Source organism: Paraburkholderia sp. SIMBA_054 (genome assembly GCF_046534875.1).
GTDB lineage: Bacteria > Pseudomonadota > Gammaproteobacteria > Burkholderiales > Burkholderiaceae > Paraburkholderia > Paraburkholderia hospita.
Map to the genome: position 1 here is coordinate 84,077 of NZ_JAWRXV010000026.1, position 16,445 is coordinate 100,521.

Annotated in this window: 12 protein-coding genes; 1 reads left to right on the forward strand and 11 read right to left on the reverse strand. The window is 61.2% G+C overall.

Annotation, left to right across the window (positions count from 1 at the left end):
- Positions 1–4 precede the first annotated feature (4 nt).
- From SB822_RS28795 to SB822_RS28845, 11 genes are all read right to left on the reverse strand, one after another.
- Positions 5–1,246 carry a thiolase family protein gene (locus tag SB822_RS28795; RefSeq protein ID WP_410856167.1) on the reverse strand — a complete coding sequence of 414 codons (1,242 nt, stop codon included), beginning with the start codon at positions 1,244–1,246 and terminating at the stop codon, positions 5–7.
- Between the two features lie 25 nt (positions 1,247–1,271).
- Positions 1,272–2,825: an AMP-binding protein gene (locus SB822_RS28800; protein WP_042305822.1), complete on the reverse strand. Its 1,554-nt coding sequence runs from the start codon at positions 2,823–2,825 to the stop codon at positions 1,272–1,274.
- Between the two features lie 58 nt (positions 2,826–2,883).
- The gene (locus SB822_RS28805) at positions 2,884–4,017 is read right to left on the reverse strand and encodes a saccharopine dehydrogenase family protein (protein ID WP_042305823.1); all 1,134 of its coding nucleotides are present in this window, start codon (positions 4,015–4,017) and stop codon (positions 2,884–2,886) included.
- 221 nt (positions 4,018–4,238) lie between these two features.
- The gene (locus SB822_RS28810) at positions 4,239–4,919 is read right to left on the reverse strand and encodes a c-type cytochrome (RefSeq protein ID WP_410856168.1); all 681 of its coding nucleotides are present in this window, start codon (positions 4,917–4,919) and stop codon (positions 4,239–4,241) included.
- Positions 4,920–6,407, reverse strand: a complete 1,488-nt coding sequence (locus SB822_RS28815) for a flavin monoamine oxidase family protein (protein WP_410856216.1) — start codon at positions 6,405–6,407, stop codon at positions 4,920–4,922.
- 88 nt (positions 6,408–6,495) lie between these two features.
- The gene (locus tag SB822_RS28820; protein WP_410856169.1) at positions 6,496–7,461 is read right to left on the reverse strand and encodes a WD40/YVTN/BNR-like repeat-containing protein; all 966 of its coding nucleotides are present in this window, start codon (positions 7,459–7,461) and stop codon (positions 6,496–6,498) included.
- Between the two features lie 33 nt (positions 7,462–7,494).
- The gene (locus tag SB822_RS28825) at positions 7,495–9,855 is read right to left on the reverse strand and encodes an efflux RND transporter permease subunit (protein ID WP_410856170.1); all 2,361 of its coding nucleotides are present in this window, start codon (positions 9,853–9,855) and stop codon (positions 7,495–7,497) included.
- A gap of 45 nt (positions 9,856–9,900) precedes the next feature.
- Positions 9,901–11,730 (reverse strand): DUF1302 domain-containing protein, encoded by a 1,830-nt coding sequence (locus tag SB822_RS28830; protein WP_410856171.1) that lies wholly within the window; start codon positions 11,728–11,730, stop codon positions 9,901–9,903.
- A gap of 75 nt (positions 11,731–11,805) precedes the next feature.
- Positions 11,806–13,164, reverse strand: a complete 1,359-nt coding sequence (locus SB822_RS28835; protein ID WP_042305829.1) for a DUF1329 domain-containing protein — start codon at positions 13,162–13,164, stop codon at positions 11,806–11,808.
- A 79-nt stretch (positions 13,165–13,243) separates the two neighbouring features.
- The gene (locus SB822_RS28840; RefSeq protein ID WP_042305830.1) at positions 13,244–13,657 is read right to left on the reverse strand and encodes a RidA family protein; all 414 of its coding nucleotides are present in this window, start codon (positions 13,655–13,657) and stop codon (positions 13,244–13,246) included.
- A 17-nt stretch (positions 13,658–13,674) separates the two neighbouring features.
- A complete protein-coding gene (locus tag SB822_RS28845; protein WP_410856172.1) occupies positions 13,675–14,508 on the reverse strand; it encodes a phytanoyl-CoA dioxygenase family protein in 834 nt (277 codons plus the stop codon).
- Positions 14,509–15,843: 1,335 nt separating this feature from the next.
- On the opposite strand from SB822_RS28845, the gene SB822_RS28850 reads away from it, so the two are divergent.
- Complete coding sequence (locus tag SB822_RS28850) at positions 15,844–16,443, forward strand: lytic transglycosylase domain-containing protein (protein WP_410856173.1); 600 nt, start codon at positions 15,844–15,846, stop codon at positions 16,441–16,443.
- The last annotated feature ends 2 nt before the right edge of the window (positions 16,444–16,445 follow it).

The window sequence follows — 16,445 nt, forward strand, 5'->3', positions numbered from 1 at the left end:
TCCATCAAGTCTTGCTCAGAATGTGGACGGCAAGCGCCGCCTCTTCGATGCCCTGAAAACCGCCGCCGTTTTCCTGAATCGCGTGGTGCGCACCCGGCACCTGGCGCGCGCCCGCTTCTCCACGCAGTTGAGCAACCAGTTCGTAAAGCTGACCGATTCCTGTGGCACCCAGCGGATGCCCCTTCGATTCGAGCCCGCCCGATGTATTGATGGGAATGCGCCCGCCGAGGGTGAACTCGCCGCGCTCGGCGGCGGGACCGCCCTGACCGGGCGGGACCAGTTGCAGGTTTTCGGCCTGGATGATTTCCCCCATCGCCGACGCGTCGTGCACTTCGGCGACATCCATGTCCTCGGGGCCGAGGCTCGCCTGGTCGTAGGCCTGCAGCGCCGCAACGCGGCCGATGTTCTTCTCCGGCTCGTCGACGCGTCGATGTGTGAAGCTGCGCACGACGCTCGCTGCAACCCGGATGCAGCGGCTGCGGTCGGCGCCGATGCGCCGCAAGCCCTCCCCGGTACACAGGATCGCCGCCGCCGCACCGTCTGAAACCGGCGCGCACATGGGCAGCGTGATCGGATAGGTGATCGGCGGCGCCGCAAGGACCTCCTCGATCGTGAACGCCTGGCGAAACTGCGAATATGGGTTATGCACCGAATGCAGATGGTTCTTCGACGACACGGCGGCGATCTGTCGTTGCGTGGTGCCGTATGTCTTCATGTGATACCGGCACAGCGCGGCATAGACCGACATGAAGCGGCTATAGGGCCGATCGGACTCCGATCCGGGCGGTGGCTCGACGCCTTCGCCAAGCTTCATCAGGCTGGCGAAGTTCTCGTCGACGCGTGACACGTCCCAGCCCGCCTCGAACAGGGCGAATGACTTCGCCTTGTCCGGCACGTTCATCTTTTCCGCGCCGAGCGCGAGCGCGACATCGCAGGCGCCCGACCTGAGCGACTGGGCCGCGAGATGCACCGCTGTGCTGCCAGATGCGCAGGCGTTTTCCACGTTGTAGACCGGAATGCCGTCAATCCCGATCTTGCTGAACACGACCTGCCCCGGAATTGACAGCTGGCCCTGCAGCGGCCCGTTGGTGATGCCGGCATAGAAAGCCGCGCCGATCGCCGCGGCGTCGCAACCTGCATCCTTCAACGCTCCGCGCAGTGCTTCGCCCGCGAGATCCTCAATGCTGCGTTCAAAGTGCCTGCCGAACACGGTCATTGCAATGCCGGCAATGTAAATATCGCTCATGGTGTTTTGTTCCTGCGTGGCTGACTCAGATCCGGCGGCTTACGCCTTTCCAGTACTCCTCCCGCAGGTCCTTCTTCAGCACTTTGCCGGCTTGGCTGCGCGGCAACGCGCGGATGAAGTCCACGCTCTTCGGTGCTTTGACCGACCCGAGCTTTTCCTTGCACAACGCCACGAGCTCCTCAGCACTGACGCTCTGACCGGCGTTGAGCTCCACCACTGCCTTCACGGCTTCGCCCCACTTTTCGTCGGGTACGCCGATCACCGCGCAATCCTGCACTGCTGGATGCGCCCAGATGACCTGCTCGACCTCGCTCGGATAGACGTTGAAGCCGCCGCTGATGATCATGTCCTTCTTGCGGTCGGTAATGTGCAGGTACCCTTCAGAGTCGAGATGACCGATATCGCCCGTATGCAGCCATCCATCGACGACGGTCTCCGCTGTCTTGTCGGGCGCCTTGTAGTAGCCCTTCATCACGAGGTCGCCGCGCACGCAGATTTCACCGGTCAAGCCTCGAGGCAGAATCTCCCCGCTATCGTTCATGATTTCAACGCGTACGAGCGGATTGGGGCGGCCAACCGAGGAGAGCCGTTCTTGCGGCGCAAGCTTGCCGTCCACGAAGTGCTCGGCCGGAGTGAGATAGGAGATCGACGCTGGAGCTTCCGTCTGACCGTAGCCGCCCGCCATGACGGGCCCGAACACCTCGATCGCGCGCTTGAGTTTCTCCACCGACATCGGTGCAGCGCCATACAAAAAGCACTTGAGTGACGAAAAATCCTGGGCCGCGATGCCGGGAATATCGAGCAGGCGATAGATGACCGTCGGCGGAAGGAAGAACTCCGTGACCCGATGCTTCGCGATCGCCGCGAGAAGCAGGCCCGGCTCCGGCTTGGGCAGCACGACCACGGTGCCGCCGCGCGCGGTGCATGGCAGCGAGAGCATCCCCGCGGTATGGGTCATGGGCGCCGCGGCAAGATTCACCGGCCGCTCCACACCATACGGAAACGCCATCATGAATTGCGCGAAGTAGGTCTGAAACGCACGATGGGTGTTCATCACCCCCTTGGGCAAGCCCGTCGTGCCGCCCGTGCCCGAAAGTGTCACGATGTCGTCCATGTCGTAATCGACACGCGGCTCGGTCACGGGTTGCGCCGCGCTCCATGTCTCGAGCGACGGCGCCCATGGCAGGTTGGCATCGATACAGATCCAGAGCCTGACCTTGGGGAGGCTCGGACGCAGCGCTTCAATCGCCGGCGCGAACGCCTGATGGAAGAACAGCGCTTCGCAATCGAACGCGTCGAGAAGGTACTCGTTCTCCTGCGGTGCGCTGCGCCCGTTCACCGGGATCCATACCACGCCCGCACGCCACAGCCCCAGCGTGCAGGTCCATGCGGTGACGTCGTTATCGGCCCAGACCGCTGCCTTCGCTTCCTTTTCGAAGCCGGCGGCGAGCAGGCCGTTGGCGACGCGACACGACAGCGTGCGCACCTCATCGAACGAATAGCTGCGCTCGTCCTGGATGTAGGCCACGCCGTTGGGGTTGAGGCGCCAACCGCGGTCGAAGAAGTCAATGATTGCCATGTCCCATGTTTCCTTGAATCTGTCCTGAACCTGTACCGAAACTGCGCGCTCGCGGCGCTTACAGCTGCGTGACGGTGGCGCGCGCGAGCCCGCGCTGCTCGAGGAATCCGAGCAGATAGCGATGCCCGAATGCCTTCGAGCCCGAGGCAAAGCCCACCTTCGCGGCCTCGCCGTCGAGCAGCTTGATGGCTGCGGCCGTCTGGATAGCGCCGGTCGCGATGTATGGCGTGATGCCGTGCACGGTCGCGCGAACGGCCGAGAGCTGGCCGCGGCCGATCGCGAAGTCAACCGTGCGATGAAGCGACGTGCGTTCGCGTGGCGGCATGGCCGGCGTGGTCGAATCGACGAGCTGCTTGAGCACCACATCCTGCTGCTCGCGCGGCAGGTGCGCGTACTCGGCATCCCACTTCTGTCCGAGCGCGTGCACCATCTGCATCGCGTTGTTGTCGTAGAAGCCTACGCAGGAAACGCAGCTGCGCACGCGCGGATCGTGCTCGAAATACACCGGCAACGACGTACCGCCCCACGGCAACGCGAACACAGGCTGCAGGAAATCGGGGGAGGCAACACTGAACGATGCGTGCCTGTCATGCGGCACCAGCCTCTTTTCCCACAGATAGGATGATTCCTGGCGGTAGCCTTCGAAGATGGTCGCAGTGGAGCCCACGCTCACACCAGCGCCGGCGCCGCGCGGGCCGCGCGTGAGCGTGGCCGTCTCCAGCGCGTCTATACCGGGCGTTTCGAGTGCCAGTTCGGCGGCGATTTCGGCGAATGTGTACATGTAGGCATTCGAGGGCGACACCAGCAGCCCGGCCTGCCGGAACTGCTCGCCAAACTGCTCGCGAACCTGGCGGATAAAGTGCTGCTCGCCAGTAGTGTCGAGGTAGTGGCAGCCAGCCTTGAGCGCCGCTTCAACAGCGGTGAGGCCGAAGTTGAAGAACGGCCCGACCGTGTTGCACACGACCTTGGCACCGCGAAAGGCATTCACGAGCGAATCCACGGTGTGCTCGGCTTCGATGACTTCGTAGTTCGCCGATTCGAGGCGCACGACACGCTGCGCCATCATGTCCTGCGTGCGCTTCGCATTACGTGCGACCGCCGTAAAGGGAATGTCCTGGTCGATGAGCCAGTCCATGATCAACATGCCGGTATAACCGCTTGCGCCATAAACGACGACGGGATGCTTTGCCATGCTTGTCTCCTGAAGCTTGATTGGTCGAATGTCGAGTCGGCTAAATGCCTGGATTGTCTTCGGCGGCTGGCGAACCCCGCCGTCGGACGATACTGCGATAATGCACGTCCATTTTATAGAACACAATACAAAACATAGTTCATGTTACAAAATACGTAAAGCTAAAAAAGACAGGGTATTTCCTGTCTCTTCCCGACTCCTGCCGCGCTACGCCAATGCGGCTATTGCACGCCTGCGGGGCTGCCCCCAGGCCTCAGGCCCGCGAGGTAGCTGGCTACCGCGTGGATGTCTTCGCCGGACAATGCGGCCGCCATCCCGTTCATTGCGCCGCTCGGGTCACGACGTTCGCCCGCCTTGAACGCAGCAAGCTGCGTCGCGAGATAGGCTTCGCCCTGGCCTGCCAGACGCGGCACGGCACCCTGGCCCATGAACGCAGCCCCGTGGCAGGCCTGGCAGCTTTTCGCCGCTACGAGCGCCATGCCCTGCTTTTCGAGCGCTGTCTGGGCGTGCACCGCTTCGCTTTGGGACGGCGTCTGCCGCGCGAAATAAGCAGCCAGCGACTTGATCTGCTCGCCCGTAAGCCCCCTCGCAATCGCCCCCATGTAGGGGTTGAGTCGTTGCCCGCCGGCAAACGCGTGCAACTGGGCAACGAGATAAGCCTCGGGTTGTCCAGACAGCGCCGGATACCAGGCGTTGACGGACTGGCCGTGCGCACCGTGGCAGAAGACACAGGTCTCCTGCGGCTGCGGCCAGGGGCCGCCGTTGACCACTTCCGTTTTGTCGATTTCGCTCATCGATTTTTCGAAATGCATGCCGTCGAGGTATTCGCGCCCGTAGAGCGCTCCCACACCCACGACGCCTGCCAGCACGACGACTGCGCTTACGATCCATGCCCGTTTCATTCACGCCACCTCGCCGCGTTGAGTGAAACCGGCCAGCGCCTGCAAGGCTGCGCGGTGACCCGAACGCACGGCGCCATCCATCGCGCCGGCCCAGATGTCGGCGGTTTCGGTCCCTGACCAGATCAGGCGGCCCACTTCGGGATGCAGATACTTGCCCCACTTCGACCAGAAGCCCGGTGGCATGGGATTGATGCAATGCAGGGTCCATGGATCGACCCGGCCCCAGTCGTAGTCGTGGAATTGCGTCGGATGCAGCGCGCGGTCGCCGAATGCCTTCGCAAACGTGGCCGAAAGCGTTCTTTCAGCCGTCGTGGGATCGTTGGGCAACATCCCCGGCGCGACGAATGCGGCGATCACGCCGAGCGACGCATCGGGGGGCGAGTTGTCGTACGCCATGAAAACCGGGCCACCGACCTGGAAGATCGTTCCGCAGTAACCGGCGTCGCGCCAGAACGGTTTGTCGTAGACGTGTACCGTCTTGCGCATGGGGGCGTTTGTGGGCCAGTTCTGCTGTAGCTGCGCCCGGCCGCCGGGCAACGGCGGATCGAAAACCACCTGATTGCACAGGGCAGGATTTATCGCAACGATCACGCGGCGCGCCTTGACCACGCCCTGATCGGTATGCAGTTCGACAACATCGCGATCCCAGCCGGCGATCTTGCGCACCGGCGAGGACAGCCTGACCTTGTCGCCGACTTGTTCGGCCATCTTGATACTCAGACGCTGCGAGCCGCCGACGATGCGCGTTTCCTGCGCGCCGCCCTTGAACGCTTCGAGTTGCGTGTAGTTGCAGCTTGCACTGTTGATCATCGATAGGTAGTGCAGCAGACCCAGTTGCGCTGGCGCACCGCCCGTGGTCAGCTTCGCGGCTAGCGCGAGAAAGTAGCCGTCCTCGTATTTCACGCCCTGCTGCAACAGCCACTCGCCGTAAGAGAGCTTGTCCAGTTCCGCCAGATGCGGCGCGTTCCACGGCGCCCCGGACGGCACGCCGCGCGACAGTTCGGCAAGCCGGTTACCGATCGTGTCGTCACCCCCAGTGCCCCCTTGAAAATCCTGGGCCACCGTAGCGCCCTGCGCCATCACGACGGTCTTGCCCGCGTACCAGCTCGGAAACGTATCGATCTCCAGTTGACGTGCCAGATCGAAGATCGCGGTCTGGCCGGGACCGATCCACTGCCCTCCGGCTTCGGAAACGACGCCTTGTCCAAGGTCATGGTTATACGTGCGTCCGCCGACGCGGTCGCGCGCCTCGAGCACGACGAACGAATCGCATCCGGCCAGTTTGAGGTCACGGCCCGCGGTCAATCCGGCAAGACCCGCGCCGATGATTGCGACGTCCAGAATGTCGCCGTTCATAGGCTTCGTTGCGGTCGTTGCGGCGGTCTGTGCCAGCGACACACCGCCGGTCGCAAGTGACGCCGCGCTTATCGCCGTGACGCGTAGAAGCTGGCGCCGGGTCTGTGTATCCGGCTTACGCTTCCGATCCATCTTTGATGCCCAATTCAGTTTCATTGCTTCTCCTTTTAATTCCCCGCTCTTAAGGAGAACGATCTAACAAGGTAGCGACTGGCGTTTCTCAACGGACCGTCAGCACCCCGTCCTGCGAAAACAACACGGGTTTGCCGGCGCCATCGATCAATGCGGCGGTGAGCGTAGCGCGATCGTCGCGCTGATGAACCTCGAACGACGCGCTCCCCTCGTGTTGCCGGAACACAAGGCCATCGAGTCCGACACCCAAGAATCCGCTTCGCGTCGCCACGAGATCGGTGATTGAACTCTTCGTGCCCGAGTTCAGCGCCGCCCACGTCGACCCGCCATCGCGGCTTTCGAACAGACTGCCGAGCAAGCCACCAACGACGAGCCGCCCGTCAGGTAGCGCCACACCCGTCCACAGCGTGCCCTTGCCACCCGTCGGAAGGTAGGTCCAATTCGCGCCGCCGTCGCTCGATTTGAGCACCGTCCCCTGTTCAGCGGAGATATAAAGCCCGCCCTTGCGGTCGGCAAAGACGTGGTACAGATTGCGGTCCGCTTTCCCGCCTCCCGGCGGCTTCGGCAAGGTCGTTCGGGCCCACGTCCTGCCGCCGTCATGGGTCGTGAGCATCAGTGACCACAGACCCACCGCTATCCCGTCCTGCTCATTGGTGAAGAGCACGGAAAACAGCGGCTGGTCGACCGAAATGTCGATGCGCTGCTTCTCCCAGGTTTCGCCGCCGTTTCGGGTCGCGAGGATCACGCCCCATTGCCCGACGGCCCAGCCGTGTTCTGCATCGATGAAGGTGACGGCCGAGAGGGTCGCCGACACCGGCACCTGACGCGCCTGCCGCCAGCTGTGTCCGTCATCGTCCGAAAGAAGAATCACGCCGTGCTCGCCCACGGCGACCATGCGACTGCCGGCGCGCGTGGCGTCCATCAGCATCATGTGTGACGGAGCGGTCCAGGAATGAGCCGGCATCGCGGCCCACGTTGCGACCGTTCCCGGCGGTTGTGCGAACGCGGTGATGGACGCGCAGAGCGCGGTACAGGCAACAAGCGTCTTGATCATGGCTGGGCCTCAGTTATTGGGTACTCGCGGGCATCAGTGGCTGAACAGACCGGCCGCGCGCGCCGGCTTGCGACGCGGGAACCAGCGCTCCAGTACCGATGCCAGTGCGGGAAGCGCGGTCATCGCCATCAGCAGATTCACGAGGAACATGAACGCCAGCAGCTTGCCCATGTCCGCCTGGAACTTCAGCGCCGAGAAACTCCACGTTGCCACGCCAATGGCCAGCGTGATCGCCGTGAAGATCGTTGCGACGCCCACTTCCAGCATCGCGTGCTGAACGGCCTTCACAATGTCCTGGCAGTGAGCCAGATGCACCTGCAGCCGGTTGTAGATGTAGAACGCGTAATCCACGCCAATACCGACGGCCAGCACCATGACGGGCAGAGTGGCGACCGTCAGGCCGATCTTCAATTCCTTCATGAACCAATAACCGATAAAGGTGGCAACCGTCAGCGGCAGACAGCAGGCCAGCATTGCGCGCCAGTCGCGGTAGGCCAGGAACACGAGGATCAGGATGGCCGCGTAGACGTAAAGCATCATGGGCAACTCACTGCGCGCCACCTCTTCGTTGGTCGCGGCAAGCACGCCCGCATTGCCCGCCGCGAGACGCACGTTGATACCAGGAAAGACGTGGGATACGCGGTACTGCTTCACGTCATTGAGAATCCGGCTGATCGTCGTGGCCTTGTGATCGGTCAGAAAAAGATGCACTGCCGTCATCCCACAGTTGCCTTTCATGAATCCCTTTACCCGGCCGGCGTCGACCGAGACCGCGCCGTAGTTTTCAGGGTCGATCGGCACGACATTCATCCTCGGGTAGTCTTCGTTGTAACCCTGGTTGTAGCGGCGCAGCATCGCCGAATACGACTGCACCGACACGACGCCCGGCTCGCTGCGCATCGCGCTCGTCAGGTCGTCTTCATACAGTCCGGCGGCCGGGTTGTCGCAGGCCTTGCCGTCCGACTCGATTGCGACCGTGAGCCAGTCGAGACCGATGTCATAGCTGTTGGCGATCGAGGTAGCATCGCGGTTGAAGCGCGCGTCCGCACGCAGTTCGGGCGCGCCCGGCTGGAGCGTGCCGATCACGCGGTCGCGGCTTTGCCATGCAGCGAGTGCGAACACTGCCAGTGTCAACGCCACGGTGACACCCGCATACCTCGGCCGGGCGATCCGCGCCAGCCCGCGCAGCCACGATGAGCGCCGTTCGCTGCGCTTAAGCGCATTGTCGGCATAGGCCTTCGTGAAGTTGAAGCACGAAGCCGCGACGGGCAGCAGCACGAGGTTCGTCACGATCTTGTAGCCGACACCGAGCGATGCCGTGATCGCCAGCTCACGCACCATCGGAATCGGTATTAGCAGTAGCGTGATGAACGAAACGAACGCGGTGACGAGCGCCAGCACACCGGGAATCAGGAGACCGCTGAAGCTGTGACGGGCCGCATCGAACGAGCTGTTGCCGTGCGCAATCTCGCGCACGATGAAGTTGACCTGCTGCACGCCATGCGAGACGCCGATCGCAAACACCAGGAACGGGACCAGCACGGCCAGCGGATCGAGACCGAAGCCCAGCAGCCTGAGCGTGCCGAACTGCCAGACGAGCGACGTCAGCGAGCACGAAATCAGCAGCACCGTGAAGCGGACCGAATGGCAATACCAGTAGACGGCGAGCGCAGTGAGCAGGAGCGCGATACCGCAGAAGCCGAGCACTGCCGTCGCGCCATCGGCGATATCGCCGATCTGCTTGGCGAAGCCGATGATCTGGATTTCATAGCCCGCATCCTCGAACGGCTTGCGGATCTGTGCTTCGAGCTGATGGTTGAATGCCACGTAGTCGAGCACCTTGCCGTTGCGATCCCGCTCGTTGATCTCGGCCGTGATCATCGCGCTGTCCTCGTTGTGCGAGACAAGCGTGCCGACGTAGCCACCCAACGTGGTCGCGCGGCGGATCGCCGCGACGACGTCGGGCGTGAGCTGGGCAGGCGTGATCCTGCCGGAGATGATCGGCTCGGCGCGGAAGCCTTCGTCGGTGATTTCGTTCACGTAGGCGTTCGGCGTCCAGAGCGACTGCACGCCGATGCGGTCCACGTTCGGCAGATACGTGACGGCCTGGGTTACCTGGTACAGGCGCGTAAGCCCATCCTTCGTCCAGATCGAACCCTTGCGGGCCCGCACGACGAAGGTGATCCGGTTCGCACCGAGCAGGTCGGAGCGGTACTTCTGGAAGGTCTGGATGTATTCGTGGCCGATCGGCATCTGTTTCTCGAAACCAGCGTCCATGCGCAGCTGCACCGCGAACACGGCCATGACGGCAGTAAACACACCGATCGTCACGAGCACGGCGATCCGGTGGCCGAAGCACACCCTTTCCAGACTATTAACCAGGCGATTTAACACGGTATTCTTCCCTCAGGTGATTCAAAGGCCCACGGCATCGGGCCATCAGAAGTTCCGGGTGACGAACATCCCGACGAAGTTCCGGTCCGCATATGGCTGGCCGACCGTGTTGTGGCCTCCCCAGAACAGCGTGTAGTTGATGCCCGCCTGCCAGGTGGTCGGGTTCTGGTTGAACAGCACGTAGAGGTTCAGCGACTTCGCGCCCTGCAGATAGTTCGCGTTGAGTGTCGGCGTATAGCCGTAGAGTCCACCGGCGAAGGTGATACCTGGCGTCACCTGCCAGCCGTGAATCAGCGTGCCGTCATAGGTCCAGTTGAAATCAACTGTTGCACCCACGGAGCTCGACGTGCCTTGCGCCATCCCGATCGGATAGCCGAGACTCGAGTTGTTGTTCAGCCAGGGAAGGTAGCCCGCCTGCGGCAACTGCGTTACCGCCTGTCCGTTGATCGTGCGCGTGATGCCGCTCGAACTCAGGCCCGGGTAGTAGATCCACGTCAGCTCCGCGCTCAGCGTCGCCGAATCCGCGCCGATCAGCTTGAGAAACGGGTACTCGCTGCGCGTGAGGGCGAGGATGCCGTTGATGTCGTACTGAAACTTCTTCATGTCGGCCCACTGCTGGCAGTTGATGCCTGGCACACCATTGGTGTTCAGATCGGGCGCACCACCAGCGCCATAGCAGCTCGACAGCGCCACGGCGTCATGAGGCCGGTACGAAAGCTCCGTGCCGATCGCCCAGTCGCCCAGCCCGAAATTCGCGCTCACACCGAACAGTTGCCGGTTCTGCAGATACGACCACTGCTCCGTCCCGTTGGCCAGTGACGAAAGCACAGGGGACTTGTCGGTATAGTTGATGTAGTAGAACGCGAAGTTCGCACCGAAGGAGCGCGGCGCATAGTTGAACTTGAAGCCGAACTGCGGCTTGTACTTCGACGGCGCCTGCCAGTTGACCGGAAGACCGATATCGAAGAAGGGCGGCCCGGCGAATCCGCCATTGACGAGACCGTTGTTGATTCCGTCGAGCACATTCTGGTTGCCGCTATTCGAACCGGCAATCGTCCCCGCACTGGGACCCGCCACGTTGAGGTTGGTCGTGCTGATCGTGAGCGGCTGCGTTCCGCGGCCCAGGCTGTTCGTCGTTGACCAGTAAGATCCGACGGGCGGATAGCGATTGCCATTCCAATTGAACTGGTAGTAGTCCTCAGTACTGAATCCATGCGAAAGATCGGCGGCGAAGCTCACCATCGGTGCGGGAAGCAGCGCCTGCTTGAGTTGCGAACCCGGTACCAGCAGCTTCTGGATATCGAGCGAGTTCGTGGCATTGATGCCGCCCTGTGCGAACAGGCTCTCGCCCCAGTTGATCACCTGGTTGCCCAGTCGCACGTGAGCGGACCGCCCGCCGATCGCGAAATCCTTCTGGCCCCACAGATCAAGCAGTTGCGCATCGTAGACGACCTGCGCCGATGCGGTGCTCGACAGTGGCGTTCTCGCAGTGTCTTTCGCGAGGAAGTCGTACATCCCCGTGCCGCGGATCATGAACTTGAGACCGGCGCTCGGCATCTTCATCAGCAGCTCGCTGGTCGCGCTCACGTAGGTACTGAAGGCCTGTCCTTTACGGTAATTCAGGTCGCCGTTGTCGCCGAATCCCCATTGATTGGTGTTGGCCGCCGCGCCGCAACCCTCGGAATTGGGATCGCCCGTAAGCGAGCAACTCGGGTTCTTGGTCCGGATCCCCGCGCCTGCCGTCAGGTTGGTCACCCACGAGCCCGTGAGATCGTTGATTCCTGTCGTAAACTCGTAACCGTACGCGCTCGACGCTGCCGCTCCGAACATGGCCAGCGATACCGCAACATATCTGCCGATGATCTTCGTTTTCATGGTTCTATCCTGCCGTCCTCCTCCAAGCCGGCGCACGCGATTCGCGTGCGCCGGACCCCGACCTTCCAATGAGCGTCAGCGCTCGCTTACCGACCTCAGCGACTCCGCCGTAAAGAAGTCAACCTTGAAGCGCGGGTTGTCGACATGCTCATACCAGTGAAGATCCTTGCCCTGGCCGATCGACGAAGCATCAAGCACGTAGCGTCCGTCGTTGAGGTCATACTGCACGAACGGCTCGTTATCGCATGCACCGCCCAGCTCCCACACCGGAATCGGGTAGCTCTCGCGCACCTTCCAGAGTTTGCCCTGCGCGTCATAGTCCTCGCCTACGAGCGCGAGCCAGCTGTCCTCGTCCAGATATACGACCTTTTTCGAAGCGACGTGCCGCGCCGTGGGCTTAAGCGTTGCCTCGACCACCCAGACGCGATGCATTTCATAACGACGATGATCGGAGGAAATGCCGTTGGGCGTAGCGACGTCGTGGAGCTTGTCCCTGAAGGCGTACATGCCGAAATCGTCATACGGGACGATCATTTCCTTCTTGCCCACGAGCTTCCAGTTGAACCGGTCAATGGAGCCATTGAACATGTTGGATTCGTCGATCAGATACTGATTTTCGAAGCCGATCAGCGGCGCATCATGCGTGTATGCCGGCATGCGCCTGACGCGACGCTGGCCGGGAAAGTAGTAGTACGTTTCCGAGTCCTTGTCGAAGTACTGGCGCTGCACGAAAGCCTGACCAGCCAGCGCCGCGGGCGAATCGACCGAGAAATACGCGCCGAGGTTAAACTGGTCGACGTCCTGCGGTGTGGTCTTGCCTTCCTTGCCTGCAGGGAAATAGAACGCCTGCGGACCGACTGCGTCGATCCAGTCACTACTGCCGGGGCGCGGGGAAATGGACGTTACAACGGGCGACCACTCGATCCCTTCGCCGCGATAGCGCGTCTCATAGTTCAGAATCGCTTCGGCGCCGTTTTTCGGCTGCGGGAAGGCGACCCCCGGGAGCACTGCGGCCTGCACCGTTTCGCCATCCGAAGCAAGTTTCGCCGTCGTGAGGTTTGCCTTCGAATTCTGCTCGGCGAATTCCGGCAACTGGCATTCGCGATGTGACGGATAGACGTCCATGCGATAGCCCTTCAGTTGCTTGACGAGTTGGGTCTGCCCCGGCGAAAGCTTGTCGGCATATTTGTCGACGTTCGATGCGTCGATCGTGTACACCGGTTTTTCATTCTTGTACTTCCAGAAGTCACCGCGAACCTTGCCCCATTCCCATCCTCCGGGCGTGGCTTCCCTGCCGGCAAACGCTGGCACGAGCCCGTCCTTGCTGGCCGCGCGCTCGCCGCCGACCGGCGTAAGGTCCTCGGCGACGGCCACTCCGGTCATGAGCAACAATGCCGCGATGGCGGATACGGCTCCGATTGTGTGCTTTCTCATCTCGACTCTCCGTCCTATCCTACATTCATTCGCACTACATATGGATTGATTCAAACCCAATGCCCCTGGACCAAACCGCTCAGCCGTCGCCACACCCTGCCACGGCCACCGCCCGAATCTCGATGCACAACTCCGGAAGCGCCAGTTGCGTTACACCAACCGCCGTCCACGACGGATAGCACGCCGGGAAGTACGCGTCCTTGACTGCCGAAAAGTCCTCCATCTCGTCGCGAAGGTTAGTGTGAAAAGTGGTCAATTCCACCACATCGGATAGGCTCGCGCCCGCCGTCTCGAGGACGGCCTTCAGGGACTCGAAGGCGATGCGGGCTTGAGCCTGCATGCCCTCGCCGGCCTTCATGTCGGGGCCGATGCCGACCTGACCGGAGACCCAGATCGTGTCCCCCACGCGGGTCGCGGGAGAAAAGTGATAGGCGTCGTAGAACGCTTGGAACGGCTTCGGGATGATCGGTTGCCGCGAAGTGGGCGTTGCCATGATGGTGGTTCCTTTGGTCAGACGAGTTGACGGAAAGACGTTGCGCGAAACGGATCCCCGTCTTTCAACGCAGCAAGTTCTTCGAGGAACAAGACACCAGCCGCGGTGAAGCCCGAGATACTCGGTTGCGGAAGTGGGCTGAAAACCGCGTCGTCGCCGAAAAAGCGCAGTACGAGCGTGCGGCGATCCGGAAACGCTGGGTCCACCGCGCCGCCACCGTGCAGTACGCCCGGATGCATCAGCAAGACGTCACCCGGCTCGGTCGCCCACGAAAGGATGTCGTAGGCAGCCGGGTTAGCGCGGCGCCCTACTTCGATATTCGGCAGGCGCGGCCAGACATCGCCGCCATGCAAGGGATCAGTCGGATCTTCAGCATTTTGAAAGGTCGTGCCGTCGTGACGGGGGCCTTGATGCGACCCGCGCACGACCTCAAGCGCATTTTGTTTGGGCACGGCCTCGAAACTGATCCAGGCATTGCCAAAGTGCATCCCCTTCCATGGCAGGTAGGACGTGTCCTGATGCCAAGGCGAGCGGCCGCTATTGCCCCCGCTCTTGAGAAACAGTTCCTCTGCGAAATACCAGACGTTGTCTGAGCCCCAGAGATCCGCGAACAGTCGGCCGAACGGCAGCTCTCCAACGAGCTCGTCCAGACGTCCCTTCGCATACGGATTGGCGTTGTCGTTGCGCGTCTTGTGCACTGTGCCGTCGAAGAGGCTGCAGGCCATAGGCCCTGGGTTCTCTATACCCCAGTCGAAGACCTGTCGGCACCGGGCCAACTGTTGCTCGCTGAGAAGGCCCTTGACCGGAACGGCGCCGTCCTCCGCGAACGCCTTGCGCGTGGCTTCATCCATAGCTGAACTCCTGAATCGTCAAAAGGCGACCAGGTTGCAAACGCTTCCTGCGGCGCCTTCGTAGAAAATACTACCAAAGTTAGGTCATAATACAAAAATAGAAAAAAGAAAAAAAGACGGGGAATTCCCTGTGTTCTGCGGGTTACGGCCAATGGCGAAGTATCAAACGTGCCCCAGATCCTGCCAGACCAGCGAACAACCGGTCGAACCGCAACTGCCCGACCAGGTCGCCCGGGCGGCCTTCGCGAACGGATTGGCGTTTCGGCCGTGAGCCTTGTGCGCCGGGCCAGCTACTGCTCGCCAGGAAAATCTATGGCCCGACGGCATCTTCCTCGTCGAATGCCTCGCGTGCCTTCATCGATCGTTGAACCCGTGAAACGTCGTTCGGTGCTTCGCTTGCAATCGCTTCCAGAATCATCCTAGGTAACGTCACCAAAATTAGGTCATAAAGAAAAACATTGTGCAAGAGGAAAAGAGAGGGTATCCCGGTCTTCCTAGGGTTACGCACTAGCCTGCCAGCCCCATGACAACTCCCGGGAAGCGGTTCCGGCACCCGCAAGCAGCTTGAGCGCTCGAGACCGCCTTTTCAGCCGCGAAGCCAGTGGACACGCCATCAAAATTTTTCTTGACGTCGTTGGTATGTTTACCTATCTTAGTCTTCACGTACTACATATCGGTACTGATGTGCCGCAGGCGAGCGAGTTAACAACCCAGCGCCTTGGCATCGGAGGACATGAAAGCCGGCATGGAGCGGCCTTTGTCGCAAAACCGGCGCCCATTAATGGTGGAAAGAGTAGGAGACGATGATGTCCAACATTCTCAGCAACTGGATTTATGTGGGCAGCAATGCATACGACGAATACACGTTCGTGCCTTGGCTGAACAGGAACGTCTACCGACGGACTGTAGATTTTAGTAAGGTATGCTTACTGTAATGCTAATTTGCGGTGAAGGAGAATTGTGATGGGTATCGAAAAGACTTCGGGCGAGCCGGGCATGGCGGGTCGAGCTGGATGAACAAATCAAACGTGAAGAATGCAAGAGCGTGGACAGGTGCCCGTAGCGCACCGACGCTATGCCAATAGCGTTCGCGAGTTGGTTGCGAGCGAAACGTGCGCAGCTTGCATTGATCGGGCGCTCGAGCGTCTGGCTTGACGACTCTGCTGTTTCCGCTGCGGAAGGTGCTGGGCAGATTGTTTGATTTCTTAAAGACTGAATTGGACAGTACCCGACACTTCGATTTTCTACTTTGTTTTTTCATCTATTCGTCGTCGTGTCGTTCCATGGAAGACGATTGAACCGGTCGTGACCGTGGAATATTGAGGAACATAGACCATGTTCACGAACCTGAGGGAAGATTCAATTGGGTGGCTACACCCTCTTGCTCGCCGCCTGCGCGACATCGTCCTCTCGGCTATTGTGGTTTTCTGCTCGCTAACGGGGCTGTGTTATGGCGCTGCTGCACCGGCTTTGCCGACGTCGGCTGAAGCGGTCGAACTGCCGCTAGAGGAAACACCCACAGCAGAGGAAATCGCAGCTGTTGTGAGTTCGCGCTTTCATATAGGATTACACGACGCCTTGGGAATCGGTCACGCGGTGCTAACTGCGGCAAGGCGTTACGCAATCTCGCCGTTGTTATTGCTTGCAGTGATCGCAGTCGAATCTAGTTTCGACCGATTTGCGATAAGTGTTGTTGGCGCCAAGGGACTCATGCAAGTACTTCCATCTCAACACAGAGACCGTGTCCTTCGCACGTCCGATTTGACCGATCCGCGCACCAACGTCCGTATTGGGTCCGCGATTCTCCGAGACTACATAAGGGCGTCAGGCGGAGACCTCGAGGGCGCGCTATGTCGCTATAGCGGGGGCGCCAAGGGCTATGCACGACGGGTTGCCGATCGCTTGAGCATGATGAAAACGGCATTTGGCTTGTAGAC